Genomic DNA, 25,809 nt, shown 5'->3' with positions numbered 1-25,809 from the left:
CGGTGGGTGCAGAGCCGCCATCCGGACATGCCAACATAGGTCCCGTGCCCCGAACTCGCGATAGCTCCTCGGTACCCGTCGTCGCCATGGTCGGCGGTGGGCAGCTGGCCCGGATGACGCACCAGGCGGCGATCGCGCTCGGCCAGACCCTGCGGGTGCTCTCGGCCGGGCCCGATGAGCCCGCGGCGCAGGTCAGCCCGGATGTGGTGCTCGGCGCCCACACGGACCTGGACGCGCTGCGACGCGTGGCCGCCGGTGCCGACGCGCTGACCTTCGACCACGAGCACGTCCCGACGGCGCTGCTGGACCAGTTGGTCGCCGAAGGCGTCACGGTGGCACCGCCCCCGCAGGCGCTGATCCACGCGCAGGACAAGCTGGTGATGCGGCGCAAGCTGGAGGCGCTCGGTGCCCCGATCCCGCGGTACACGGCGGTGACGGACGTCGACGACGTGGACACGTTCGCCGCCCGGATCGGCGGACCGGTGGTGATCAAGACGGTCCGCGGCGGATACGACGGCCGCGGTGTGGTGCTGGCCCGTGACCTGGCCCAGGCCAGGGAGGTGGTGCAGGGATACCTGGCCGACGGCGTCGAGGTGCTGCTGGAGGAGCGCGTGGCCATGCGCCGGGAGCTGTCCGCGCTGGTCGCTCGGTCGCCGTTCGGGCAGGGTGCGGCGTGGCCGGTGGTGCAGACCGTTCAGCGCGACGGCATCTGCGTCGAGGTCATCGCGCCGGCGCCGGGACTGAGCGGGGACACCGCCGCGGCCGCCGAGGCGCTGGGCCTGCGGCTGGCCGATGAGCTCGGGGTGGTCGGCGTGCTGGCCGTCGAACTGTTCGAGACCACCGACGGCGCGATCCTGGTCAACGAGTTGGCCATGCGGCCGCACAACTCCGGGCACTGGACCATGGACGGCGCGCGCACCAGCCAGTTCGAGCAGCACCTGCGTGCCGTGCTGGACTATCCGCTCGGCGATACCGGTGCGCTGGCCCCGGTCACCGTGATGGGCAATGTTCTGGGTGCCGCGCAGACCCCGCAGATGTCGATGGACGAGCGGGTGCACCACCTGTTCGGCCGGATGCCCGATGCCAAGGTGCACATGTACGGCAAGGGGGAGCGGCCGGGCCGCAAGATCGGGCATGTGAACATCGTCGGCGGGCCGAATGGGGCAGGGGTGGGCCCGGCATCTGCCGACAATGCGGAATACGTTGCGGGGCTGAGGGAACGAGCTCAGCGGGCGGCGCACTGGTTGTCGCACGCACAGTGGACGGACGGATGGGATGGGCATTCACATGACTGAAGGCAGGGCCAAGGCGGGTCCGCGGGTCGGGGTCATCATGGGCAGCGACAGCGATTGGTCGGTGATGGAGGCGGCCGTCGAGGCGCTGGCCGAGTTCGACATCCCGTTCGAGGTCGGTGTGGTCTCGGCGCACCGCACACCGGGCCGGATGCTGGACTACGCACAGACCGCGGCGGGCCGGGGGATCGAGGTCATCATCGCGGGCGCCGGGGGTGCCGCGCACCTGCCCGGCATGGTGGCCTCGGCGACGCCGCTGCCGGTGATCGGCGTGCCGGTGCCGCTGGCGCGGCTGGACGGCCTGGACTCGCTGCTGTCGATCGTGCAGATGCCGGCCGGGGTGCCGGTGGCGACGGTGTCCATCGGCGGCGCGCGCAATGCCGGCCTGCTCGCCGTGCGCATCCTGGGTGCCGGCGATGCCGCGCTGCGCGCCCGGATCGAGCAGTTCCAGGCCGACCTGGAGGCGACGGTGCTGGCCAAGGATGCGGCGCTGCGCGACCGATTACTGGGCGGCTTGGAATAGCGCGGGCGTAGCACCTAAAGTTACCCACGAGTAGCAAGGAGCCTGTGATGGACAACCCGTCGTTCGATCTGTTCCAGCTGTCCGACGAGCACAATGAGCTGCGCACCGTGCTGCGCGCGCTGTGCGAGAAGGAGATCGCGCCGTACGCCGCGGAGGTGGACGCCCAGGCGCGCTACACCGACGAGGCTCTGGCCGCGCTGGACGGATCGGGTTTCTCGGCCGTGTTCATCCCCGAGGAGTACGGCGGTCAGGGTGCCGACGCGGTCGCCGCGTGCATCGTCATCGAAGAGGTCGCGCGGGTGTGCGCGTCGTCGTCGCTGATCCCGATCTGCAACAAGCTGGGCACCACCGGCCTGTTGATGCGTGGCTCCGAGGAGCTCAAGCAGAAGGTGCTGCCCTCGATCGCCGCGGGTGAGGCCACCGCCTCCTACGCGTTGTCCGAGCGGGAGGCCGGCAGCGATGCCGGTGCGATGCGCACCCGCGCGGTGGCCGACGGTGACGACTGGATCCTCAACGGCACCAAATGCTGGATCTCCAACGGTGGCAAGTCCACCTGGTACACCGTCATGGCGGTGACCGACCCGGACAAGGGCGCCAACGGGATTTCGGCGTTCATCGTGCATAAGGACGACGAAGGTTTTTCGGCCGGGCACAAGGAACACAAGATGGGCATCAAGGGATCGCCCACCACCGAGCTGTACTTCGAGAACTGCCGTATTCCGGGCGACCGGATCATCGGCGAGCCCGGTACCGGCTTCAAGACCGCGCTGGCCACCCTGGATCACACCCGCCCGACGATCGGTGCCCAAGCCGTGGGTATTGCCCAGGGCGCGCTGGATGCGTCGATCGCGTACACCAAGGAACGCAAGCAGTTCGGCAAGTCGATCGCCGATTTCCAGAACACCCAGTTCATGCTCGCCGATATGGCGATGAAGATCGAAGCGGCTCGGTTGATGGTGTACACGGCCGCGGCGCGCGGTGAGCGTGGTGAGTCCAACCTGCAGTTCCTGGCGTCGGCGTCGAAGTGTTTCGCCTCCGATGTGGCCATGGAGGTCACCACCAACGCCGTCCAGCTGTTCGGTGGGTACGGGTACACCGTGGACTTCCCGGTGGAGCGGTTCATGCGCGATGCCAAGATCACCCAGATCTACGAGGGCACCAACCAGATCCAGCGTGTGGTGATGTCGCGCCAGCTGCTGCGCTGACCCGCCGACGGGGTGATCAGCCCCGGGTGACCTTCTCGGTCTGCCGGCGCCGGTCCAGTGCGGCCGGATCGGGGTTGGCGACCTGTACCAGCGACGCCCCCGCGGCGAAGACCGCCAGCAGGTTGTCGGTCAGTTCGGTGGCGGTGGACCACGGCCGGCTGGACATCACCCGGTCCTCCGGGGTGAGGCCCTGCGCCCGGGCGCTCTCCGATGCGCCGGCGAGGACCTCGTCGACGCTGCGACCGTCCAGTGCCGGCCCGGGGTGGCGTTCCGGCACGATCTGATCGCCGTGCACCCGCACCGCGGTGGCGTAGTCGGTCAGGCCGATCGCCAGATCCGGTACCGGCTTGCCGAACGGGTCCAGCGACAGCACGGCGATCTCACCCATCGGCGCGGCCGCATCGGCCTCGTCGAGGCGATCGGCGGTGCACAGGGCGATCTCCGCGGCACTGGTGCGCTCGAGTGCGACCTCCGCGCCGACCCACCAGATGCCGAAGTACACGGCCGCGCTCTGCCAGTGCGCCGGCAGCAGGACCGCCACCCGGCTGCCCGGCCCGGCGCCGAGTTCGTCGCGCAACAGGTTCGCGGTCTTGGCGGCCCAGTTGGCCAGCGTCACCGTCGACAGTTCGATGCGTTCGCCGGTGGCATCGTCGTAGAAGGTGATCCGGGGCCCGACGGGATCGCGTTGCATCAGCGGATCGAGCAGTGCCGCACTGACTGTCGTCATATCAGTTGACACAGGCCGGGTCGTTGGAACCCGCGGTGAGGATCGGCGACGGCGGCGGGGGCGCGTCGGTGGAGTCCGACACGTCGCCCGAGCTTTGCGATACGACGGCGGAGTCTCCGGACAGGCCGGTGGGCCCCTGCAGGCCCGAACCCGGTCCGGTGTAGTCCGAGGACAGCACCACGCGCACCGTGCCGGGCGCCAAAGTGGCGTCCTCGATGACCGGCAGGTTGCCCAGCTCTTTCGAAATCGCCTGTGCCCCAAGGTCATCAACCTTGGCGGCCTGAATCTGGCTGTTGGTGACGTGCGCACCCTCGTTGTTGCCCACCGCGCCGGCGGTGAAGCCCTTGCCGGTGAGCACCTCGGACACGGATGAGGCCAGCCCGTTGATGTCGGTGTCGTTGACGACATCGGCGGTCGTCTTCTCCCGCGAGTAGCTCAGCTCCTCGGTCTTGCCCTGGGCCTGGTCGTTGAGCAACCCTTCCACCCAGTCGCGGACCTGTGTCGGGTCGACCCGGACCACGCTCTGGGTGCCGTCATCGCTCCACCCGTCCTCCTGCAGGATCGGGATGGTCGCGAAAGCGACGGAGCCGGCCGCCAGCTTCTGCAGCTGTTGGACGAAATCCATGATGTCCCAGCCGTCGGACAGCACCACCGAGCGCTGCACCGCGTCCTGCAGCCGGTTCAGCGTGGAGGGGCTCGACAGCGTCTTGCTGGAGATCACCTCGTGGGCCAGCGATGCCATCACCGACTGCTGGCGGGTCACCCGGTCCAGGTCGCCGCGCGGCAGGTCATGGCGCTGCCGGACGAAGCTCAAGGCCTGCGGACCGTTGAGCTTCTGCCAGCCTGCGGGGAAGTCCGCACCGGAGAGCGGCTCGTACACGGCGTCTTTGAGGCAGACGTTGACGCCGCCGAGGGCATCGGTGATGAGCGCGAAGCCGAGCAGCCCGATCTCGGCGTAGTGGTCGACGGTGACGCCGGTGAGCTTGGCGACGGTCTTGATGAGTTCCTCGCGGCCCGCCTCGGTGGCCTTGGGCTCCGCGGTGGCGGGGTCCTCGCCCTGCTGCTCGACGAGTTCCTTCATCTTCTCCAGGTGCACCGAGCCGTACACACCGTTGATCTTCATCTTGCCCAGGCCGGGCGCATCGACGTAGGAGTCGCGGGGAATCGAGATGGCGGTCGCCGACTTCCCGTTGTTGGGGATGCGGACCAGGATGATGGTGTCGGTGTTGGTCGACACGTCGTCACCGGCGCGCAGGGTGGCTAGTTCCTCGGGGGACAGGGGGTTGCCGTGCGCATCGGTGCGGCTGTCGAGTCCGACGAGCAGGATGTCGATCGCGCCGTCGTCGCCACCACCACCGAGGGCCGCCGAGTTCACGTGGTTGATGCCGTCTTCGAACGAGCGGATGGTGGTCCACGCGAAGCCGGTGCCTGCGACGACGGTCGAGGCGACCACGGCAGCAGCGATCTGGAGCATTCGGCGGGGCACCCCGACAGGCTACTGGGATCGGGCGTCGGTACCCGTTAGCCCGATCGGCGTGGCAGTACTTTGCCGATCTTCCAGGGAGCGGGTAACACCGGGGCTCTCGGCGCCGATAACCGGCTGAAGCTGGCAATACCCTGTCGACCCCCTGTCGACTGCGTGTCAATTTCACCGAAACGAGGGTGCGATAACATGCCGTTTATGCTGAGAACCCTGGGACATACCGCGCGACGTGCTGTTTTGATCGCAGCGCTGGTCGCGTCATTCGTGTCCGTCGGGCCGGCGGTGTCGCATGCCGGAGTCGTCGCACCGGCCGACGGTTACGGGTTCGGGCAGGGCGCAGCGCCGACCTACGAGCCGTTCGAGGACACCAATCGCGAGCTCGATGCCGTCGCGCGCACGGGTGCCTCCTGGTACCGCGTCGCCGTCGACTGGAGCACGATCGAGAAGACCAGGGGCCAGTACAACTGGGCCTACCTGGACAACGCGGTGAACACCGCCACCGCCAAGGGTCTGCGGGTGCTGGGCGTCCTGCTCTACACCCCGCCGTGGGCACGCCCGCAGGCACTCAACTCGCTGCTCCCGTCGGTGCCGCCGGCCGACGCCTCCCAGTTCGCGGACTTCGCCGGCAAGGCGGTGCAACGCTACGCCGGCCGGATTCAGGCCTGGCAGGTCTGGAACGAGCCGAACCTGCCGCTGTTCATGGGCTTCACCCAGAACCGGGCTGCCGTCTACGCCGGGATGCTCAAGGCCGCGTACCCGGCCATCAAGGCCGCCAACCCCGGCGCCACGGTGGTGATGTCCGGTCTCAGTCGCCAGCCCGGCCCGGAGTCTCCGTCGAACTTCCTCAAGCAGCTGTACGCCGCGGGTGTCCAGGGATCGTTCGATGCCGCCGCGGCGCACCCCTATGTGACGCCGGGCGGTATCGCGGCCGACCCCGAGGGCGGGTGGTCCGAGGTCGGCTTGATGCACGATGTGATGACCGGTGCCGGTGACGGCGGCAAGAAGATCTGGTTCACCGAGCTCGGCGCGCCGACCAGTGACACCGCCGAGGGCGTGAGCCAGCAGGAGCAGGCCAAGCAGATCACCGATGTGTTGGCCGCCGCGGCCGGTCTGGGTTACGTCGGGCCCGCGTTCATCTACAGCATCCGCGACAACGACAGCTCCAATCGCGGTGACCGCGAAGCGAATTTCGGTGCACTGCTGACGACGGACTGGCAGCCGAAGTTCACCGCCAGCGTCCTCGCCCGCTAGTCGGGACCGAGTGCGGATCGCGCGGCAGGGGGCGGCCCCGCAGGCTTCCGGGCGCCGGCACGTCGATACCCTCGACGCCGTGACAGACGATCGGTCGAACCCCGAGCCGGGCACCCCACGGATCGGCCGACTGACCGTCGTGACGGTGACGTACTCGCCGGGAGCGCACCTGGAGCGCTTCCTGGCGACACTTCCGCACGCCACCGAACTGCCGGTCACCGTGGTGATGGCGGACAACGGTTCGACCGACGGCGCACCGGAGGCCGCGGTGGCGAACCATCCCGAGGTGCACCTGCTGCGGACCGGCGCGAATCTCGGCTACGGCAGTGCCGTCAACATGGCGGTGCAGCGCTACCTGGCCGACAGCGACGCGGAGTACTTCGTGGTGGCCAATCCGGATGTGCAGTGGGGTCCGGGCAGCATCGACGCGCTGATCGAGGCGGCCGGGCGGTGGCCCGGCGCCGGTGCGCTCGGGCCGCTGATCCGTGACCCGGACGGCACGGTGTACCCCTCGGCACGGCTGCAGCCGAGCCTGATCCGGGGCGGCATGCACGCCGTGGTGGGCTCGGTGTGGAAATCCAATCCCTGGAGCGCGGCCTACCGCCAGGAGAACCTGGCGCCCAGCGAGCGGGTGGTCGGCTGGCTTTCCGGCTCCTGCCTGCTGCTCAAGCGCTCCGCGTTCGACGCCATCGCCGGGTTCGACGAGCGCTACTTCATGTACATGGAAGATGTGGACCTCGGGAATCGCCTGGCCAAGGCCGGTTGGGACAACGTCTACGTGCCGGCCGCCGAGGTGCTGCACGACAAGGGTCATTCCACCGGGCGCGACCCCGCGCGCAACCTGGCCGCGCACCACCGGAGTACCTACACCTTTCTCGCCGATCGCTACCCCGATTGGTGGCAGGCGCCGCTACGTTGGACGATTAAGGCCGCGCTGACCGCCCGGTCCGGCGCGGTGGTGCGTCGCTCACGGCGCCGGCAGGCGAAAGGACCACGCTGACGTTGAATGCTCCTGTGGATCCCAAGAAGGTGGACGCCGTCGTGCTGGTCGGCGGCCAGGGCACCCGGCTGCGCCCGCTGACGCTGTCCGCGCCCAAACCGATGCTGCCCACCGCCGGCCTGCCGTTCCTCACCCACCTGCTCTCGCGTATCGCGGCGGCCGGGATCGAACATGTCGTCCTGGGGACCTCGTACAAGGCCGAGGTGTTCGAGGCCGAGTTCGGTGACGGTTCCAAACTGGGTCTGCAGATCGAGTACGTGGTCGAGACCGAGGCGCTCGGGACCGGCGGCGGTATCGCCAACGTCGCCTCCAAGCTGCGTCATGACACCGTGCTCGTGTTCAACGGCGACGTCCTCTCCGGCGCCGATCTGGGCGCGCTGTTGGCCTCGCACGAAGAGAATCAGGCCGACGTCACCCTGCACCTGGTCCGGGTCAGTGACCCTCGCGCGTTCGGCTGCGTCCCCACCGACACCGTCGGCAGGGTGACCGCGTTCCTGGAGAAGACCGAGGATCCGCCGACGGACCAGATCAACGCGGGCTGTTATGTCTTCCGGCGCGAGATCGTCGACGCGCTGCCGAAGGGCCGTCCGGTCTCGGTGGAACGCGAGGTGTTTCCGGGGCTGCTGGCCGACGGCCGCAAGGTGTGCGGATACGTCGACAACTCGTACTGGCGCGATATGGGTACGCCCGACGATTTCGTGCGTGGCTCGTCCGACCTGGTCCGCGGTATCGCCCCGTCCCCGGCGCTGACGCATGCTCGCGGTGAGTCGCTGGTGCACGACGGCGCCTCGGTGTCCCCGGGTGCCGTGCTGATCGGCGGCACCGTGGTGGGCCGGGGTGCCGAGATCGGTGCGGGTGCGCGGTTGGACGGCGCGGTGATCTTCGACGGCGTCCGGGTGGACGCCGGCGCGGTGATCGAACGCTCCATCATCGGTTTCGGTGCGAGGATCGGGCCCCGTGCGCTCATCCGTGACGGGGTGATCGGCGACGGTGCCGATATCGGTGCGCGGTGTGAATTGCTGCGCGGCGCGCGGGTGTGGCCGGGTGTGACCATTCCGGACGGCGGCATCCGGTATTCCTCGGACGTCTGAGTCCTCAGGCCGATCGACGGGCCGCCGCGGCGCCGAGTGCGTGCAGCGCCGGGTCGCCCTCGGGCAGCGCGGCCAGCGGCCACCACCGCAGATCGAGTGACTCGTCGCTGCACGCTATTTCGGCGCCGGCCGGGGCGTGTGCCACGAATTGCAGATCGAGGTGGCGGGTCGGCACACCGAGCGAGCAGGTCAACGGGTGGACGTGGATCGCGGCCAGTTCGGGATCCAGCCGCAGGCCGGTGATACCGGACTCCTCGGTGGCTTCGCGAAGCGCCGCGGCGGCGATGTCGGAGTCCTCGTCCTCGCAGTGCCCGCCGAGTTGCAGCCAGCGCCCGATCCGCGGGTGCAGGGTCAGCAGGGCCTGGGTGCCGGTGTGATCGAGGACCAACGCCGATGCGGTGATGTGGCCGGGTACGCAGGCGCGACGGCAGGCATCGGGCCGGGCCAGCACGAAGGCCAGCACCGCGTGCCGCAGCGCATCCTGCTCGGGATTCGGTGCCGCCCAGCGCGTCAGCGCCTCCAGCACCGAGGAATGCAAGGTCATCGACGTACCAGCAGACCGTCGGTGCTGGCCGGCTCACGCGGTGTCAGCGGTTCGGGCGGGAACCCGATTGCGATGGCGCCCAACGGTTCCCAGTCATCGGGTAGGCCCAGCTGGTGGCGCACGGTATCGGCGGCGAAGATGGTCGACCCGATCCAGCAGCTGCCGACCGTCCGCGCGGCCAGGGCCACCAGCAGGCCCTGCACCGCCGCGCCGGCGGCGACGGTGAACATGGTGTGTTCGGCGGCCGTGCGCGCCGGGTCCGGATAGTGGTGCGCCCCGTCGGGAACCATGAACGGGATGACGATCTCGGGGGCGTCGTAGAGGATCCGGCCACGGTTCACGCGACGGGCCACCTCCTCGGCGGTGCGGCCGTCGCCGCTCAGGTCGGCTTCCCACCGGCGCTTCATCGCGTCCAGCAGTTCGGCGCGCGTGGCGGGGTCGCGCAACCAGACGAACCGAACGGGACGGGTGTGGTGCGGGGCGGGGGCGGTCAGCGCCTCGGCCACCGCGGCTTCGATGAGTGCCGGATCGACCGGGTCGGGCCGGAATGCGCGAACGGATCGGCGCAGCAGCTGCGCCTGGGTGCGGCCCAGTTCGATCGCCTCGGCGGTGCCGAGCCAGAACAGATCGTCCTCGCCGCTGCGGACCAGGGTGCGGCCCCCGGTGCCGTTGTCGTGCAGTGTCAGTCCGCGGACCACGGCGACGGGTATCCCGGTGAGCTTGCCTTTGACCAGGTCCGCGGCCGCGGCGAGTTCGTCGGCGACGGCGATTTCGGTGACGACCAGTTCATTGCCGAAGCTGTCGTGTGAGCCGCCGTAGCCGTGCAGCACGGTCAGTCCGGCGGCGCCGATCGCCACATCGGTCTGACCGTTGCGCCAGGCCCGGCCCATGGTGTCGGTGACCACCACGCCGACCCGGACTCCGAGGCGCTGCGCCAGTCCGTCGCGTACCGCGGCCGCGCTGCGGTCCGGATCGACCGGCAGGAGCGCGAGTTCGGCGCCGTCGACATTGGAACCGTCCACCCCGGCGGCGGCCTGGATGAGCCCGAAGGCGTTCTCGGTGATCAGGGTTCGGCCCTTGCGGGCCAGCACGCGGACGGCTTCGTCGTCGATGAGCTTGCGCCGCAAGGCGTCCCGTTGCTCGGGATCGGTGGGTGCGGCGACGATGCGGCCTTCGGCCTTGGACAGCACCTTGCTGGTGACCACGACGACGTCGTCATCGCGCAACCAGTCGGCGGCCGCCGCGATGGCCGCGGACACGTCATCACCCGGCCGGAACTCGCCGAGGCCGAGGACCGGGATGATCTCGATGGCTTTCGAGGTGCCGTGGTCGGTGCTCGTCACGTCACTCACAGACTCAGGCCCGCCAACCGGATTCCCGCGCGCACCATCTCGGCGGTGGCGGCCGGATCGGTCATCAACAGCGGAGCTTGGCGCACCTTCACACCGTCGATCGCGGCGGTGTCGCCCTCGTCGACCAGCCAGCCGTCCAGGATGCCGGTCCCGCTGCGGGCGCCGAAGTGGTTTCCGACTGCCTGGGAAGAGGATTCGACACCGATCACGCGCAGACATTCGTCGGCCATGCCGCGCAACGGCTTTCCGGCGACGATGGGGGAGTAGCCGATCACCGGTGCGGCGGTGGAGCGCAGCGCCCCGCGGATGCCGGGAACGGCGAGGATGGTCCCGATGCTCACCACCGGATTCGACGGGGCGAGCAGTACGATATCGGCACCGGCGATGGCGTCGAGCACTCCGGGTGCGGCCGTTGCCTTGTCGGAGCCGACGAACGCGAAGCTGTGAGTGGGTATCTGGGCCCGGTAGCGCACCCACCATTCCTGGAAGTGGATGGCACGACGTTCCCCCTCGGGATCGGTGACCACCACGTGCGTCTCGCTGCGGTCATCGCTGACGGGCAGCAGCCGGGCGCCGGGCGACCACCGATCGCACAGTGCCTCGGTCACCTGGGACAGCGGATACCCGGCACGCAGCATCTGGGTGCGCACCAGATGGGTGGCCAGATCCCGGTCGCCGAGGCCGAACCAGTCGGGCTGTACCCCGTAGGCGGCGAGTTCCTCCTTGGCGTGCCAGGTTTCGTTGCGATGGCCCCAGCCGCGCTCCGGGTCGATGCCGCCGCCGAGGGTGTACATGCAGGTATCGAGGTCCGGACAGATGCGCACGCCGAACATCCACGCGTCATCGCCCACGTTGACGACGGCCGTCAGCTCGTGATCGGCGGGGCCGCCGGATGACGGGGGATCCTGGCTCGTTTGGTTGGCAAACTGGCCCAGCCCCAGCAGGTGCTGCACTCCGAGCAGGAACCGGGCGCCACCCACGCCGCCGACCAAAACGGTGACCTTCACGTCTTCAGACCCTAGGCCAGCGGGCCTGTGTGGCGGACATCGCGCCGGGGTGTGGCGAACACGCCGGTGCAGTGACACGCCGGATCTATGTCACGAGATGGTATGAAAACAGGCCCTACCGCTTGACCCTGGCAGCTAACAAGTGTCTAATCACATCAGTGTCATTTCGCGGTTGCACCCCGGTTCCGGTGTCGCAGACCAAGATTCGATCACTTGTTCGAATGTGTTCGAGGGTGAGCGTATCTGGGATGGCCTTACACCACAATAGTGTTGGCGGGACAGGAGCTCCGTAGAGCTCCAATATGGGGACTATTAATCAGGTGAGGAGGCGGAACATGTCTTTTGAGCAGGTCGATTTCGACCGCGTGCTCCGGTTCGACAACCGGCTGCTCGGTTCAGTGGACAACGAACCGCACACCACTACCGACCCGGTGTCATTCGAGGTGCCCGGGCGCCCGCAGTTGAGTTTGGTGCCGGAACGGATGGATTTCGATGCGGCCGCGACCGATGAGGAAGACGATCAGTGGCAGGAGCGTGCCTTGTGCGCGCAAACCGACCCTGAGGCCTTCTTCCCGGAGAAGGGCGGCTCCACTCGGGAGGCCAAGCGCATCTGCTTGGGCTGTGAGGTGCGCGACCGTTGCCTGGAGTACGCACTGGCCAACGATGAGCGGTTCGGTATCTGGGGTGGCTTGTCAGAACGAGAACGGCGCCGCCTCAAGCGCGGCATCATCTGACAGGTCCGGCGGGCGCGAGCGTAGCGACCCGGGGATCAGGTCCGGCGGGCAGGAGCGTAGCGACCCGGGGATTCAGAACGGCTCGGCCTCACGGCTGAGCCGTTCTGCGTTGCGGGCTAGTCGTCGTCGATCGAGGGATCGATGACCGACGGTTCGACACCCAGATAGGTGGCCACCTGGGCCACCAGTACCTCATGAAGAAGATCCGACAGCTCGTCCCTGTCTTTGGCGCGGCGTTCTATCGGCTTGCGGAACAACACAATTCGCGCGCGGGTGGAGTTGCCGCGCACATCCACGCCGGCGGGGATCAGGCGCGCCAGGGCGATGGGACCGTCAGCGACCACCTCTGGGGGCCACTGCACGCTCTCGGGATCCTTCGGTGCGATGCGGGGAATCTCGTCGACCGCCACATCGAGGGTGACCACCCGGTCATGCCAGCGGCGCTCGATCGGTTCGTAGGCTTCCAGCACGGCCATGTCGAATCGCTCTGCCCGACTGCGCCAGCCCGGCACGGTAGGCGGGAGCAACGGCCCGCGCATTTCGCGGCCGCGGCGTGATCCGCGAGGGGTGCGCTGAGCCACGGATGAGATGGTAACGGTTGGAGATCGGCCCTCGTCGCACTGCGCGTGTCCGTATGCCCGCGACGTTTCCGCACGATAATCTTCGCAACGTGAATGTTCCCCGTCGCTGCTGCAGGCCCGGGTGCCCGCACTACGCCGTGGCGACGCTGACCTTCGTCTATTCGGACTCGACAGCTGTCGTCGGACCCCTGGCGACCGTGTCGGAGCCGCACTCGTGGGATCTGTGCGTCGTGCACGCCGGACGTATCACCGCACCGCGCGGCTGGGAACTGGTCCGGCACGCCGGACCGTTGCCCTCGCATCCCGACGAGGACGATCTGGTGGCGCTGGCCGACGCGGTGCGTGAACGCAACGACGGTCTGCCCTCGTTGGTGAACGGCGTGACCGCCGGTTTCTCGGACCCGTCGACGGGACTTCCGGGGGGTGCGCTGATCGCCCCGCCGGTGCGCCGACCGGAATCCAACGGCCGCCGGCGCGGGCATTTGCGGGTGTTACCCGACCCGCCCGACACCGGTACCGAATAGAACATTCAGCTGGGTGGCGGGACCTCCGGCGGCGGAATTCGTGAGCCACTAGGCTGGCTGCCGAGTCATCTTTTCCCACGTCCGGTCGATCCAGAGAGCGAGGACAGCCATGCCTCGGCCCGCCGCCGCAGTCAACGCTGTGATCAAGGCCTATGACGTCCGCGGGCTGGTGGGTGAGCAGATCGACGAGGCGTTCGTCCGCGATGTCGGCGGTGCCTTCGCCAGGCTGATGCGCGACGAGGCCGGATCCGGCGGGCTGAAGCGACCCGTCACCCAGGTGGTGATCGGCCACGATATGCGCAGTAGCTCACCGTCGCTGGCCGATGCGTTCGCCGAAGGTGTCACGGCGCAGGGTCTGGACGTGGTCCGGATCGGGCTGGCCTCGACCGATCAGCTGTACTTCGCGTCCGGACTGCTGGACTGCCCCGGCGCCATGTTCACCGCCAGTCACAACCCGGCTGCCTACAACGGCATCAAGCTGTGCCGGGCCGGCGCCAAGCCGGTCGGGAAAGACACCGGGCTGGCCACCATCAGCGCCGAGGTCATCGACGGCGTACCCGGATACGACGGGCAGCCGGGCACGGTGACCGACCGCGACGTCCTCGCCGATTACGGCGCGTTCCTGCGGTCGTTGGTCGACCTGTCCGAACTTCGCCCGCTGCGTGTCGCGGTCGACGCGGGTAACGGCATGGGTGGCCACACCACACCGGCGGTGCTCGGCGCGATCCCCGGCGTGACGGTGCTGCCGCTGTTCTTCGAACTCGACGGCACCTTCCCGAACCATGAAGCCAACCCGCTGGACCCGGCCAACCTGGTCGATCTGCAGGCACATGTCCTCGCCACCGGGGCCGACATCGGACTGGCTTTCGACGGTGACGCGGACCGGTGTTTCGTGGTCGACGAAAGAGGCGCCGCCGTATCGCCGTCGGCGGTGACCGCGCTGGTCGCCGGTCGCGAGCTCGGCCGTGAGATCGGTGCGACGGTCATCTACAACCTCATCACCTCGCGCGCGGTCCCCGAGCTGATCGTCGAACGCGGCGGCACCGCGGTGCGCTCCCGCGTCGGGCACTCCTACATCAAGGCGCTGATGGCCGACACCGGCGCCATTTTCGGCGGCGAGCACTCGGCGCACTATTACTTCCGGGACTTCTGGGGTGCCGACTCCGGGATGCTGGCGGCCCTGCATGTGCTCGCCGCGCTGGGGGAGCAGCAGCGCCCGTTGTCGGAACTGATGGCCGACTACCAGCGCTACGAGGCGTCCGGGGAGATCAACTTCACCGTCAGCGATGCTCCCGCCGTCGTCGAGTCGGTGCTCACCGCCTTCGGTAGCCGCATCAATTCGATCGACCATCTCGACGGGGTCACCGTCGACATCGGTGACGGCCGTTGGTTCAACCTGCGCACCTCCAACACCGAGCCGCTGCTGCGGCTCAATGTCGAGGCTCGCACGGCCGAGGAAGTCGACGAGATCGTCGAGGAAGTGGCCGCGTTGATTGCCGCTGCGGTGCACGGCGGCGGTGCGCCACCGGAAAGCGAGTCGGTGCCGTGACCTCGCGGGCCGCCACGATAGATCTCGACGACACCGAGGGATTGATCGGTGCCGACCGCGAGGGTCTGTTGCGTGCGGCATCGATGGCGGGGGCGCAGGTGCGCGCGACGGCATCGGCCGTCGAAGAGGGTGCGCTCGACGGGTTGGGTACCGAGCGTCCACGATCACTGATCTGGGTTGCCGGCCGCGGCGCCGCCGAGCCGGCGGGCGCCCTGCTGGCGGCCCTTTCGGCCGGGACGGCCGCCGAACCGATCGTGATCGCTCCCGCGGTGCCGCCCTGGATCGGACCGCTGGACGTCCTCGTCGTCGCGGGTGACGATCCGGGTGATCCGGTGCTGGCCACGGCGGTGTCGACCGGTGTCCGGCGGGGTGCGCGGGTGGTGCTGGCCGCACCGTACGAGGGGCCACTCGGCGAGGCGGCGGGGGGCCGGGCAGTCGTGCTCGAGCCGCGGTTGTGGGTGCCCCCGGAGTTCGGCCTGTGCCGTTATCTGGCCGTGGGCCTGGCGACACTGCACCACATCGACCCTGCGGTGCAGATCGACCTGACGGCTCTGGCCGACGAGCTCGACGCCGAGGCGTTGCGCAACAGCGCCGGCCGCGAGGTCTTCACCAACGCCGCCAAAACGCTGGCCGACCGCCTGGCCGACCGCAATACGGTGCTCACGGGCGACAATCCCGCCACGCTGGTGCTGGCCCGCCATGTCAGCGCCGTCCTGCTGCGGGTGGGGCACCGGGTGATCGCCGCGGCCGGATTGTCCGACGCCCTGGCCGCACTGCACTCGGGTGCCGGCGTCGCCACCGCCCCCGACGACATGGCGGCGCTCTTTCACGACGAGGAACTGGACGGACCGCTGCCAGACCGCTGGCGGGTGCTGGTGTTGACGCTGGCCGCCGAACGGGCCGCGGTGACGGCCCGCGTCGGCGGTCACCACCCCGACCTCGCCCTGGTGGGTGCGCAGGACGTACCCGATGCTTTCGCGGCGCCCGTCGACCCCGGCCGGCCCGAGCAGCAGTTGGCGACATTGGCGGTGCGACTGGAGATGGCTGCTGTTTATCTTCGACTCACACGGGGCTGAGAAGGCCGCAGGTACGAATACGGAAGGGCCGAGGACCAAGTGCAGTTGATACGCGGAGCGATACGGACCTACGCGTGGGGGTCGCGGACGGCGATCGCCGAGTTCACGGGTCGTCCGGCGCCCACCGCGCATCCAGAGGCAGAGTTGTGGCTCGGCGCGCACCCGGCTGATCCGGCGTGGGTGGAATACCCCGAGGGCCAACGATCTCTGCTGGAGGTGATCGCCGCCGACCCCGAGGGTCAGCTCGGCTCGGTGGTACGCGCCCGGTTCGGAGACGCCCTGCCCTTCCTGGTCAAAGTGCTCGCGGCCGACGAGCCGTTGTCACTTCAGGCGCACCCGAGCACGAAGCAGGCGATCGAGGGTTTCGAGCGTGAGGACCGCCACGGTGTGCCGCTGTCGTCGGCGGTGCGCAATTACCGGGATCGCAGCCACAAGCCGGAATTGATCGTCGCGCTCGAACCATTCGAGGCCTTGGCCGGATTCCGTCCGGTCGCACGCACAGTGGAACTCATGCGGGCGCTGGCGGTCCCTGACCTCGAACCGTACATCGAGCTGCTGAAGGACCAGTCGGACGCCGACGGGCTGCGGGCGCTGTTCACCACGTGGATCACTGCGCCGCAACCCGACCTCGATGTCCTGGTTCCTGCCGTCATCGACGGTGCCATCAATTATGTGCGTTCTGGTGCAACGGAATTCGCGCCGGTGGCCAAGGCCCTGCTCGAACTCGGCGAGCGGTACCCCGGTGACGCCGGTGTGCTGGCCTCGATGCTGCTCAACCGGGTGCACCTGGAGCCGGGTCAGGCGATCTATCTCGCGGCCGGCAATCTGCACGCCTACCTGCGCGGGGTGGGGGTGGAGGTGATGGCCAACTCCGACAACGTGTTACGTGGTGGCCTCACGCCCAAGCACGTCGACGTACCGGAGCTGTTGCGGGTGCTGGACTTCGAGCCGGTGACCGAGGAGCGTCTGCTGCCGCCGGTCCGCCACGACGGGTTCGAACGTGACTACGTCACACCCGCCGAGGAGTTCGCGGTGTCGGTGCTGTCATTCGACGGCGAGGACCTCAGTCGGGAGGTCGAGGTGACATCCCACCATGACGGGCCGCAGATCCTGTTGTGTTCGCGAGGTGCGGCCGTCGTGAGCACCGGATCCGATTCGGTGAAACTCGAACAGGGCAGTGCTGCGTGGGTTTCGGCCGACGACGGTCCGATCCGAGTGGTGGCCGAGGTGCCCACCGCACTGTTCCGTTCGACGGTGGGAATCCCCCGGTGAGGACGGCAATGGCGACGACAATGGCGTCCACAATGGCATTGACCGCCGCGGCGGTACGACCGGTAGAATCCCCGCTGTGATTCCCACGGAGCCCGCGAGCGGCGGACTGGCGCGACAGCTGAGGCGTTTCACCCCCACGAAATTCACGGCTTTGCTGCGGTGGATCAATCTGCGGTTGCGCGTCAAGGATATGCAGGCCCCGCCGTTCTGGATCGGGCGCGGCTTTCACCTCCATGTCCAGCCGGGCGCCAAGATCCGGGGTTGCAAATCGCTGTTCATCGATCGCCACAACGACTGGCGTATCGAAGGCGAACTCATCGTCGGTGACAATGTGCGGTTCGCCCCCAAGGTCACGCTGTCGGTGCACGACAAGATCGTCATCGGTGCGAATTCACAGTTCGCCGAATGCGTGTCCGTCCACGACAACACGCACGTGGGCGCCGACAACGATGTCCCGTTCCATTTCCGCCCACGCGACGCGGCACCGATCATCGTCGGTGAGAACGTCTGGGTGGGCGCCAAGGCCACCATCCTGATGGGTGTGACCATCGGTGACAACGTCGTCATCGGCGCGAACGCTGTGGTCACGAAGGACATCCCACCGGGGGTCATCGTCGGCGGCGTGCCCGCCAAGATCATCGGCCAGACGGTCAAGACGACCGACGCCGCCGCCGAGTAGCGGCCGGCTGTTCACACCCGGCCATCCAGGCCTACGGGTGCCGTCGGCGACCCCGGGGGGCCTGACTTGTCGGCGTGCCTCGACGCCTGCCTGATCGGGTAGTTCCTCGGGTCCGGTCGGCGGGTACTGCGCGTAACCCATTGTGACGCGGGCCACGCGGGTCCACGGTAGGTGCACGGACGCAAAAGTCCGTCGCCAACCGCGAGGAGTTGAATCCAATGGCCATTGAGCTGAACCAGATTTGGGATTTCCCCATCAAGGAGTTCCATCCGTTCCCGCGCGCGCTGCTCGGCGTCGGCGCCCACGACATCATCGGTGTGGAGGCCCGCAACCTCGGCTTCAAGCGCACCCTGCTGATGACCACCGGCCTGCGTGGCTCGGGCATCATCGAGGAACTCACCGGCAAGATCGAGTACCAGGGCGTCGAGGTCGTGCTCTACGACAAGGTGGAATCCAACCCCAAGGACTACAACGTCATGGAGGCCGCCGCCCTCTACCAGCAGGAAAAGTGCGACAGCATCATCTCCATCGGCGGCGGCTCCAGCCACGACGCCGCCAAGGGTGCCCGCGTGGTGATCGCCCACGACGGCCGCAACATCAACGAGTTCGAGGGCTTCGCCAAGTCCACCAACAAGCAGAATCCGCCGCATATCGCGGTATCCACGACAGCCGGGACCGGTTCGGAGACCTCGTGGGCCTACGTCATCACCGACACCTCCGATATGGAGCACCCGCACAAGTGGGTGGGCTTCGACGAGGCGACCATCGTGACCCTGGCCATCGACGATCCGCTGCTGTACTACACCTGCCCCCAGCACTTCACCGCCTACTGCGGCTTCGACGTGCTGGCGCACGGCAGCGAGCCGTACGTGTCGCGGCTGGATTTCGCGCCGTCGCTCGGAAATGCCTTGTACTCAGTGGAACTCGTGGCCAAGCATCTGCGTGAGGCGGTGTTCGAACCGCGCAACCTGAAGGCCCGCGAAGGCATGATGAACGCGCAGTACATCGCCGGGCAGGCGTTCAACTCCGGCGGACTGGGCATCGTGCACTCGATCAGTCACGCGGTCTCGGCGTTCTTCGACAGCCATCACGGGCTCAACAACGCCATCGCGCTGCCGCGGGTGTGGGAGTACAACCTGCCCTCGCGTTACGAGCGCTATGCGCAGCTGGCCACCGCCATGGGCGTGGACACCCGCAACATGACCACCGTGCAGGCGGCCGACGCCGCGGTCGAGGCGGCCATCCGGCTGTCCCAGGATGTCGGCATCCCGGACAACTTCTCCCAGGTGCGCACGGACTCCTACGCGAAGAACCGGATGAACACGGGCAAGTACGCCGGCAAGGGTGAGCGCATCTTGGGCGACGACAAGACCGTGCTGGCCATCTCTGAGCACATCCAGGGCGACTGGTGCACGCCCGGCAACCCGCGCGAGGTCACCGTGGAATCGATGGTCCCGGTCGTCGGGCACGCGATCAACGAGTCCTACTAGGCAGCGATTTGTGCACGTTCAGCGGCGCAGTTCGCCGCTGAACGTGCACAAATCGCCAGACCAGGAGATTGAGATGACCGCTGTGCCGGTCCACAACCTTGATGAGCTCGTCACCTATTCCAGTGCAGGCGATCTGGCGGCAGCGTTGCGCGAGCAGGACTACATCGCCGATGACGATCTGGCCACCGTGGTGCATCTGGCGACGGCGCTGGATCGCCCGCTGCTGTTGGAGGGACCGGCCGGTGTCGGCAAGACCGAACTGGCCAAGGCGCTCGCCGCCGCGAGCGGCCGCCGGCTGATCCGACTGCAATGCTACGAGGGCCTCGACGACAACCGGGTGCTCTATGAGTGGGACTACGCCAAGCAACTGCTGCACGTGCAGATGCTGCGCGACCGGATCACCGCCTCCACCAAGGACATCGGCGATGTCGAGGAGGCCTCCCGGTATCTGTCCGAGCGTGATTTCGGACTGTACTCGGAGGCGTTCCTGTCGGTGCGGCCACTGCTGGATTCGGTGCTCTCCGAGCAACCGGTGGTGCTGCTGATCGACGAGGTCGACCGCACCGAGGAAGCCATGGAGGCGTTACTGCTGGAGGTGCTTGCCGAGCGCCAGGTGACCATCCCCGAGATCGGCACGTTCGTCGCGCGTTCGGTGCCATGGGTGGTGCTGACGTCCAATGACACCAGGGAGTTGTCCGCCGCGCTGAAACGTCGGTGCCTGCACTACCACCTCGATTTCCCCACCCCGCAACGGGAACGGGCGATCGTCGGGGTGCGCGCCCCGCAGGTGGAACCGGCGGTCGTCGCCGGAGTCGTGGAGCTGGCCCGGACCCTGCGTGAGCTTCCGTTGCGCAAGAGTCCGTCCATCTCCGAGGTGATCGACGCCGCCCGGGCGGCCGCGATCCTTGGCACCCACGACGATGCGCTCCTGTTGTCGGCGCTGGTGAAGTTCACCAGCGATCGCGATATCGCTTTGCGGCACTTGGCCTCCGCGCCCGAGGTGCCGACTGCCACCGCCACGCCGGAGCGGGTCACGGTGGCATCGCGGCCTGCCAACACCACGACCGCGACGTTCCGCGGGCGGGGTGGCGGGAACGAGCACAGCCGGGCTGGTAAGAGCGGCAAGCGATGACACCGGCGCAGCTGCTCGACGCTGTCGCAGCGGCGTTCGGGCAGCTGCTGCGCAGATCCGGGGTGGCCACCTCCCCGGCCGAGGTGATCGAGGTGCGCCGGGTGCTCGGCCTGCTCGGTGCCTCCGACCACGCGGCGCTGCGGGCGGCGCTGCGGGCCACCTGCGCGAAATATGGTCGTGAACAACGAGGTTTCGACCGTGCCTTCGACGCGATGTTCGGTGCCTCGGCGCCGGCACACCCGCAGCACGAGGCAGGCCCGAGCCGTGCTCACACCGGCTCGGGCCTGCCCGACCACCTCGATATCGACGACGACGCGGAGGTGGGCCGGTACGCCGAGTACAACGAGCGTGCCGCGGAGGTGGGCGATCACTTCGACACCCCGGACGCCGACAAGGGTTTCAACCCACACAAGGACGATGACGACTACAGCGTGACGGGGGCCGACAACGAGCTGACGGTCTCCGCCGAGGCCGATGAGGGGCGTCGCGGCGTCCGCTACACGGTGGAGGTGGACCGGGCCGCCTCGTGCGCGGCCGGTGATCTCGCCGATTCCGTGGGACCGGTGGTGGCGGGTTCGTTGAGCTTCGACGATCCCGACTCCATCCTGGCCTGGCTGGACACCTACGACCCCGGCCGAACCTATGGCGGGGACGCCGGAGACCCGCTGACGGCCGAACAATTGCACCAGCTGACGCAGGCGGTCGAGGGGTTCGTCGCGGCGCTGGCCGAACGCGCCGGGCTCAGCGCCGAGCCCGACGGTTCGGGTGCACCGACGGATACCGGTCTGGCCGCCGACATCGATCTGGCCTGCCATGAGGTGCTGCGCCGGATGCGCGGGGCGCGCCGGCCCCGGCCCCGGGAGCACGGCCGGGGCCGGCTGGATATGCGCCGCACCAGCCGCGCCGGCCTGCGCACCGACGGTGTCCCGTTCCACCTGGTGATGCGTACGCCGTTGCCGGACCGGATTCGGCTGCTGGTGATCGCCGACGTCTCGCTGTCGGTGCGGCCGGTCACCGCCTTCACCCTGCGGTTGGCCCAGGCCATGCACCGGCGTGCCCACCGCTGTCGGGTGATGGCCTTCGTGGACCGCCCCGTCGACGTCACCGAGATCCTGCTGCGCGCCGGAGGTGACGACGCGCTGGCCGCCGTGCTGGCCGAGGGCCAACTGGATCTGCAGGCCAGCAGCGACTACGGACAGGTGTTCGGCGAGATGCTGGGCGGTCAGGCCGATGCCCTGGATTCGCGCACCGCGGTGTTGATCGTCGGCGACGGCCGCAGCGGCGGTTTGCCGCCCGGCGTCGACCGGCTCCGGGCGCTGCGCCGGCGCGTGCACCGGCTGGCCTGGGTGACCCCGGAGCCGCAGCGCTACTGGGCGCAGGCCACCTGCGCCATGCCCGACTACGCGCAGATATGCGACAAAGTCGTCGTCGCCAGTGACGCCGAAGGTCTCGCCGCACGGGCGGCCGAACTGGCAAACGCCCTGTCCTGACCCGGTTTGCCCCGCATGACCTGCCCGATCGGGTAGGTCGGCGCCTGCCCACCTGCACATTGGCTCCACCCGTATGCCGACGTAGGGTAGGAGGTGTTACGTGGATCACACAGCAGGGAGCGCGCGAGGTGATAGCGCAGTTCGCACAGCCCGAAGCGACGGGAGCGTCGGGAGTATCGCTGTCGGTGCCGACCACCCGGGGCGCCGGGCTGCCCAGCCGGCTGCTGAAATTCCACGCTCCGGAGATCGTGTTCGGCCTCGACTCGATGGCCGAAGCGGCGCACGCCGCGTTGCGTCTCGGCGGACTGCGGCCACTGCTGGTCACCGATCCGGGACTCATCGAAGCCGGCTGGGTCGACGAACTCGTCGGTCATCTCCGGGACCAAGGGGTGCAGGCCCAGGTATGGAGTGCGCTGACGCCCAACCCCAAGGACCACGAGATCACCGCGGGCCACGAGTTCTACCGCTCGCGCGGCTGCGACGTGCTGATCGCCCTGGGCGGCGGTTCGGTGATCGACGCGGCGAAGGGCATCGCCATCCTGGCCGCCAATGGCGGAGACATCCTGGACTACGCCGGTGTGGACAAGGCGACCATGCCCATTCCGCCGCTGGTGGTGCTCCCGTCGACCTCGGGCACGGGCGCCGATGTCTCCCAGTTCTGCATCGTCACCGACACCACGCGCAACACCAAGATCACCATCCTGGGCCGGGCGCTGGTGCCCGATATCACCGTCATCGACCCGAGACTGCTGACCACGATGCCCGAATGGCTCAACGCGGCAACGGGATTGGATGCCCTCACCCACGGAATCGAGGCGTTCGTCTCACTCGGCCACAACCAGCTCACCGACCACCATGCGCTGCGCTCGGTGGTCATGGTGACCGAGAATCTGGTGACCACCATCGAACGGCCGCAGGACATGCCGGCCCGGGTGTTGATGGCGCAGGCCGCGCTGGAGGCCGGGCTGGCCTTCACCAATGCGATCCTGGGCGCCGCGCACGCGATGAGCCATCAAGTGGGCGGGCTGCTCGACCTACCGCACGGGGTGATCAACGGGGTGTTGCTGCCGCATGTGGTGCGCTTCAACGCCGAGGCGGATCCCGCGCCGTTCGCCACCATTGCCGCCTGCCTGGGGATCGCCGACAAGCGTGCCCCCGATCTGGAATCCGCGCTGGCCCTGGCCGATCGACTGCAGGACCTGGCCCGGCAGGTGGGCGTCCCGCGGGGGCTGGCCGAACTGGGCGTGCGTGAGGACGATGTGCCGGTCCTGGCCCGCAACGCGATGGCCGACGCCTGCCTGACCACCAACCCGAGAGCCGCTGACGAGGCCCAGTTGCGGGCCCTGTTCCGGGCCGCGCTATGAGGACGGCGCTATGAGGACGGCATCGTGAGATCCGCACAGTGACCGCCACCTCTCATCACGGGCCGCTGCGGCGGCCGGCGCCGGATCTGGAGCGGCTCACCGGGGTACGGTCCGGCAAGGGCACGTTCTACCCCGAGTTCCGGGTCGCCGCCCTGCGCACCGAACGCGTCATCGCCGCTCTCGATGCGATCTCCCGCGCACTCGTGCAAACCGTCAACGGCCCGGAGAAACTCGTCCGTGCGGTGGCCGAAGCGGCACGCAGTCATCTCGGGGCGCAGTGGGTGCTCATCGCGCTCGCCGATGGTGCCCTGCCGGAGGCCCGTCCGCGGCATCTCATCCTGGACGCCGACGGTGAGGCCTACTCCTTCGAAGGGCTCTCCGGGGCAAAGAATCCGGAGCCGCACCTGCCCGACGCGGTGCTCAACCGGCTCAACGACATCCTGCGCGGACAGTTGGCGCAGTTCCGGTTACCGGTCATCGAACCGCACCACGCGCACGTGCCGATCGAGCTGGACGGCGGCGTGATCGGTGCGTTCGCCGCCTGGACGCCGACCGATCGGACGCTGGACGGCACGGATGAGACCGTCATGCGCATCCTGTCAAGCCAGACCGCCGTGGCCCTGCACAACTGCGAGCTGTTCCAGCGCGCGCAGACGCTGCTCGCGGAGTCCGAGGCGCGCAACGCCGAGTTGCTGGCCACACAGCGTGAACTCGGTGCGGCCCAACAACATCAGGTGCTCGACTCGGAGCGCCACCGGATCGCCCGCGAGCTGCATGACAGCGTGGCCCAGACGGTGCTGTCGGCCGGTATGCAGATCGAGGTGTGCCGCAGTGAGATCCAGGCCGGTAACGGGTCGCCCGAACTCATCGAGCGACTGCACACGGCCAAGACGCTGACCCGCTCGGCCACCGAGCAGCTGCGGTCGGCCATCTACACGCTCAACCAGCCGGGTGATGCCGGCCGGTCCACCCTGCCCGATCTGATGGAGCAACTGGCCACCGTGCACATGCCCGAAGACCTGCACGTGACCTTGAAAGTCGAAGGGGCAGTGGTCGAATTGCCGGGCGAGATCGAACACGCCCTGCTGCGCGTGGCGGGGGAGGCCCTGTTCAACACGGCCATGCACGGCCGCGCGACCCGGGCGATCGTGCGACTGCGGTACCGGCCGTCGACCGTGTCCCTTTCGGTCTCCGACGACGGGACCGGTGACCCGGACAAGATGCGCCTGATGCTGCGGATGGCCGGCGCCACCGACGTCGACGGCCATCACCGCGGCTTGGCCAATATGCTCGCCCGCTGCCGTGAGCACGGCGGCACGTTCGTGGTCCAGCGTTCCCGTATCGGCGGGGTGCGCGTCGTCGCGACCATACCCAGGGTCCGAACCGAAGGAGTACCGCGATGACGGTGAACACGCAGACCAGAACCCAGGCCATCCGGCTGGCGCTGGTCGATGACCACCCGATTCTGCGGCAGGGACTGCGATCGGTGCTGGAACGCGAGGAGGATCTCGTGGTGGTCGGTGAGGCCTCCAGTGAGCACGAGGCCGAGACCATGGTGGCGGCGGCGCGACCGGACGTGGTGCTGCTGGACCTGAAACTGTCGGCGGGCTCGGATTTCGAGGGACTGTCGTTGTGCGCCAAGCTGTCCGCCGCCCACCCGCAGATCGGCCTGCTGGTCCTCACCACGTTCCTCGACGAGGACCTGGTGGTGCGTGCCGTGCATGCCGGGGCGCGCGGTTATGTCGTCAAGGACGTCGACACCACGGAGTTGGTGCGTGCCATCCGGGCGATCTCGGCGGGGGAGAGTGCATTCGACTCGCGCAGTGCCGCAGCGGTGGTGCGATCGCTCAACGGTCGCGCCGAAGCACGTGAGCAGCTCACCGACCGGGAATTGGAGGTGTTGCGGCTGCTGGCAACGGGCTTGTCCAACAACAAGATCGGCGAGAAGTTGTTCATCTCGGCGACCACCGCCAAGTTCCACGTCAGCAACATCATGCGCAAGTTGCAGGTCAGTCGCCGGGCCGAGGCGGTGTACGCGGCCAGCAAGCGCGGGCTCATCTAGGGATCTCGCTCATCGAGCGGGGTACCGTCGATGGGGTGAGTGGTGTGGAGGACCCCGCTGAATTCGGCTGGACCGCGGCCGAAGCCGCGAACCTCAGGCAGGCGATCCGGGACGCTGACTACCTCGCAACCGTGGAGTCGTGGCGGGCGTACCGCCGTGGAGAGGACGACGTGACCGCGCCGGAAAGGCCGTACCGCTACCTTGTGATCGCGGAAGCGAAGAGCCGCACCGGTGCCGGGGTGGCCTTTCTCGATCTGCTCATCGCCGGCGGTGCAGGGCTCCAACGGGCCGTGGAGACGTTCGACCCCGCCGCGGGTCACCCGTTCACCGTGCACGCCCAATGGTGGATTCGCCGTGCGATGACGCTGTAGTCGACGTTTC

Annotated in this window: 25 protein-coding genes; 19 read left to right on the top strand and 6 right to left on the bottom strand. The window is 68.4% G+C overall.

The genetic code is table 11. The features are described 5' to 3' along the window. The first annotated feature begins 35 nt into the window (after positions 1–35). Genes QN239_RS25050 through QN239_RS25040 form a run of 3 tightly spaced genes read left to right on the top strand, consistent with a single transcriptional unit; the run spans position 36 to position 3,020 of the window. Positions 36–1,295, top strand: coding sequence for a 5-(carboxyamino)imidazole ribonucleotide synthase (locus QN239_RS25050; RefSeq protein WP_267290638.1), 1,260 nt, complete (start codon positions 36–38; stop codon positions 1,293–1,295). Further along, complete coding sequence (purE, locus tag QN239_RS25045; protein ID WP_090355860.1) at positions 1,288–1,815, top strand: 5-(carboxyamino)imidazole ribonucleotide mutase; 528 nt, start codon at positions 1,288–1,290, stop codon at positions 1,813–1,815. Before QN239_RS25050 ends, purE begins: the two co-directional genes overlap by 8 nt. A gap of 47 nt (positions 1,816–1,862) precedes the next feature. Continuing rightward, on the top strand, positions 1,863–3,020 hold the full coding sequence (locus QN239_RS25040) for an acyl-CoA dehydrogenase (RefSeq protein WP_090355857.1): 1,158 nt from the start codon (positions 1,863–1,865) through the stop codon (positions 3,018–3,020). Between the two features lie 16 nt (positions 3,021–3,036). Here QN239_RS25040 and QN239_RS25035 read toward each other — a convergent pair whose 3' ends face one another. Together QN239_RS25035 and QN239_RS25030 are read right to left on the bottom strand one after the other, a co-directional pair. After that, entirely contained in the window at positions 3,037–3,747 is a 711-nt protein-coding gene (locus tag QN239_RS25035; RefSeq protein WP_499014508.1) for a TIGR03089 family protein, read from the bottom strand. A gap of 1 nt (position 3,748) precedes the next feature. After that, entirely contained in the window at positions 3,749–5,221 is a 1,473-nt protein-coding gene (locus QN239_RS25030) for an LCP family protein (RefSeq protein WP_499016959.1), read from the bottom strand. Between the two features lie 207 nt (positions 5,222–5,428). Between QN239_RS25030 and QN239_RS25025 the strand changes: the two genes are divergently transcribed. From QN239_RS25025 to manB, 3 genes are all read left to right on the top strand, one after another. Further along, positions 5,429–6,481, top strand: coding sequence for an endo-1,4-beta-xylanase (locus tag QN239_RS25025; RefSeq protein WP_187098597.1), 1,053 nt, complete (start codon positions 5,429–5,431; stop codon positions 6,479–6,481). A 79-nt stretch (positions 6,482–6,560) separates the two neighbouring features. Further along, positions 6,561–7,481, top strand: coding sequence for a glycosyltransferase family 2 protein (locus QN239_RS25020; RefSeq protein WP_499014507.1), 921 nt, complete (start codon positions 6,561–6,563; stop codon positions 7,479–7,481). Between the two features lie 14 nt (positions 7,482–7,495). Beyond that, complete coding sequence (manB, locus tag QN239_RS25015) at positions 7,496–8,572, top strand: mannose-1-phosphate guanylyltransferase ManB (protein ID WP_499014505.1); 1,077 nt, start codon at positions 7,496–7,498, stop codon at positions 8,570–8,572. 4 nt (positions 8,573–8,576) lie between these two features. Here the strand turns inward: manB and QN239_RS25010 are convergent, their stop codons facing one another. From QN239_RS25010 to cofD, 3 genes are read right to left on the bottom strand one after another with little or no spacing between them, the layout of a single operon-like run. Beyond that, positions 8,577–9,116 carry an NUDIX hydrolase gene (locus QN239_RS25010; RefSeq protein ID WP_499014504.1) on the bottom strand — a complete coding sequence of 180 codons (540 nt, stop codon included), beginning with the start codon at positions 9,114–9,116 and terminating at the stop codon, positions 8,577–8,579. Continuing rightward, positions 9,113–10,459, bottom strand: a complete 1,347-nt coding sequence (locus QN239_RS25005; protein WP_499014502.1) for a coenzyme F420-0:L-glutamate ligase — start codon at positions 10,457–10,459, stop codon at positions 9,113–9,115. Before QN239_RS25005 ends, QN239_RS25010 begins: the two co-directional genes overlap by 4 nt. Before the next feature lie 5 nt (positions 10,460–10,464). After that, entirely contained in the window at positions 10,465–11,475 is a 1,011-nt protein-coding gene (gene cofD, locus QN239_RS25000; RefSeq protein ID WP_499014500.1) for a 2-phospho-L-lactate transferase, read from the bottom strand. A 482-nt stretch (positions 11,476–11,957) separates the two neighbouring features. Between cofD and QN239_RS24995 the strand changes: the two genes are divergently transcribed. Next, a complete protein-coding gene (locus QN239_RS24995; protein WP_170847195.1) occupies positions 11,958–12,209 on the top strand; it encodes a WhiB family transcriptional regulator in 252 nt (83 codons plus the stop codon). Positions 12,210–12,325: 116 nt separating this feature from the next. On the opposite strand, the gene QN239_RS24990 is transcribed toward QN239_RS24995, so the two are convergent. Then, positions 12,326–12,748: a metallopeptidase family protein gene (locus QN239_RS24990; protein WP_499016957.1), complete on the bottom strand. Its 423-nt coding sequence runs from the start codon at positions 12,746–12,748 to the stop codon at positions 12,326–12,328. Between the two features lie 131 nt (positions 12,749–12,879). On the opposite strand from QN239_RS24990, the gene QN239_RS24985 reads away from it, so the two are divergent. The 12 genes from QN239_RS24985 (at position 12,880) to QN239_RS24930 (ending at position 25,799) form a co-directional block, all read left to right on the top strand. Then, positions 12,880–13,314, top strand: a complete 435-nt coding sequence (locus QN239_RS24985; RefSeq protein ID WP_090356282.1) for a DUF3499 domain-containing protein — start codon at positions 12,880–12,882, stop codon at positions 13,312–13,314. Between the two features lie 109 nt (positions 13,315–13,423). After that, complete coding sequence (locus QN239_RS24980; RefSeq protein ID WP_499014498.1) at positions 13,424–14,863, top strand: phosphomannomutase/phosphoglucomutase; 1,440 nt, start codon at positions 13,424–13,426, stop codon at positions 14,861–14,863. Next, positions 14,860–15,939 carry a TobH protein gene (locus tag QN239_RS24975; RefSeq protein WP_499014496.1) on the top strand — a complete coding sequence of 360 codons (1,080 nt, stop codon included), beginning with the start codon at positions 14,860–14,862 and terminating at the stop codon, positions 15,937–15,939. Before QN239_RS24980 ends, QN239_RS24975 begins: the two co-directional genes overlap by 4 nt. Positions 15,940–15,978: 39 nt before the next feature. Then, positions 15,979–17,211, top strand: a complete 1,233-nt coding sequence (gene manA / locus QN239_RS24970; protein ID WP_499014495.1) for a mannose-6-phosphate isomerase, class I — start codon at positions 15,979–15,981, stop codon at positions 17,209–17,211. 76 nt (positions 17,212–17,287) lie between these two features. Further along, a complete protein-coding gene (locus QN239_RS24965) occupies positions 17,288–17,890 on the top strand; it encodes an acyltransferase (RefSeq protein WP_499014494.1) in 603 nt (200 codons plus the stop codon). A gap of 218 nt (positions 17,891–18,108) precedes the next feature. After that, on the top strand, positions 18,109–19,380 hold the full coding sequence (mdo, locus tag QN239_RS24960; protein ID WP_167157462.1) for an NDMA-dependent methanol dehydrogenase: 1,272 nt from the start codon (positions 18,109–18,111) through the stop codon (positions 19,378–19,380). Between the two features lie 73 nt (positions 19,381–19,453). Next, a complete protein-coding gene (locus tag QN239_RS24955; protein WP_499014492.1) occupies positions 19,454–20,512 on the top strand; it encodes a MadB family AAA-type ATPase in 1,059 nt (352 codons plus the stop codon). Then, the gene (gene madC, locus QN239_RS24950; protein WP_499014490.1) at positions 20,509–22,002 is read left to right on the top strand and encodes a MadC family VWA domain-containing protein; all 1,494 of its coding nucleotides are present in this window, start codon (positions 20,509–20,511) and stop codon (positions 22,000–22,002) included. Before QN239_RS24955 ends, madC begins: the two co-directional genes overlap by 4 nt. A gap of 179 nt (positions 22,003–22,181) precedes the next feature. Further along, a complete protein-coding gene (locus tag QN239_RS24945) occupies positions 22,182–23,366 on the top strand; it encodes an iron-containing alcohol dehydrogenase (RefSeq protein ID WP_499016956.1) in 1,185 nt (394 codons plus the stop codon). A 65-nt stretch (positions 23,367–23,431) separates the two neighbouring features. After that, complete coding sequence (locus QN239_RS24940; RefSeq protein WP_499016955.1) at positions 23,432–24,769, top strand: MadS family sensor histidine kinase; 1,338 nt, start codon at positions 23,432–23,434, stop codon at positions 24,767–24,769. Further along, a complete protein-coding gene (locus QN239_RS24935; RefSeq protein ID WP_499014488.1) occupies positions 24,766–25,428 on the top strand; it encodes a MadR family response regulator transcription factor in 663 nt (220 codons plus the stop codon). Before QN239_RS24940 ends, QN239_RS24935 begins: the two co-directional genes overlap by 4 nt. A 35-nt stretch (positions 25,429–25,463) precedes the next feature. Next, on the top strand, positions 25,464–25,799 hold the full coding sequence (locus QN239_RS24930; protein WP_499014487.1) for a sigma factor: 336 nt from the start codon (positions 25,464–25,466) through the stop codon (positions 25,797–25,799). The last annotated feature ends 10 nt before the right edge of the window (positions 25,800–25,809 follow it).

The sequence above is a fragment of the Mycolicibacterium sp. Y3 genome, assembly GCF_051188035.1.
In the GTDB taxonomy this organism is placed as follows: Bacteria; Actinomycetota; Actinomycetes; order Mycobacteriales; family Mycobacteriaceae; genus Mycobacterium; species Mycobacterium fluoranthenivorans.
Note: the sequence above shows the minus strand (reverse complement) of the source record. Positions and strands in the feature narration are given on the sequence as shown.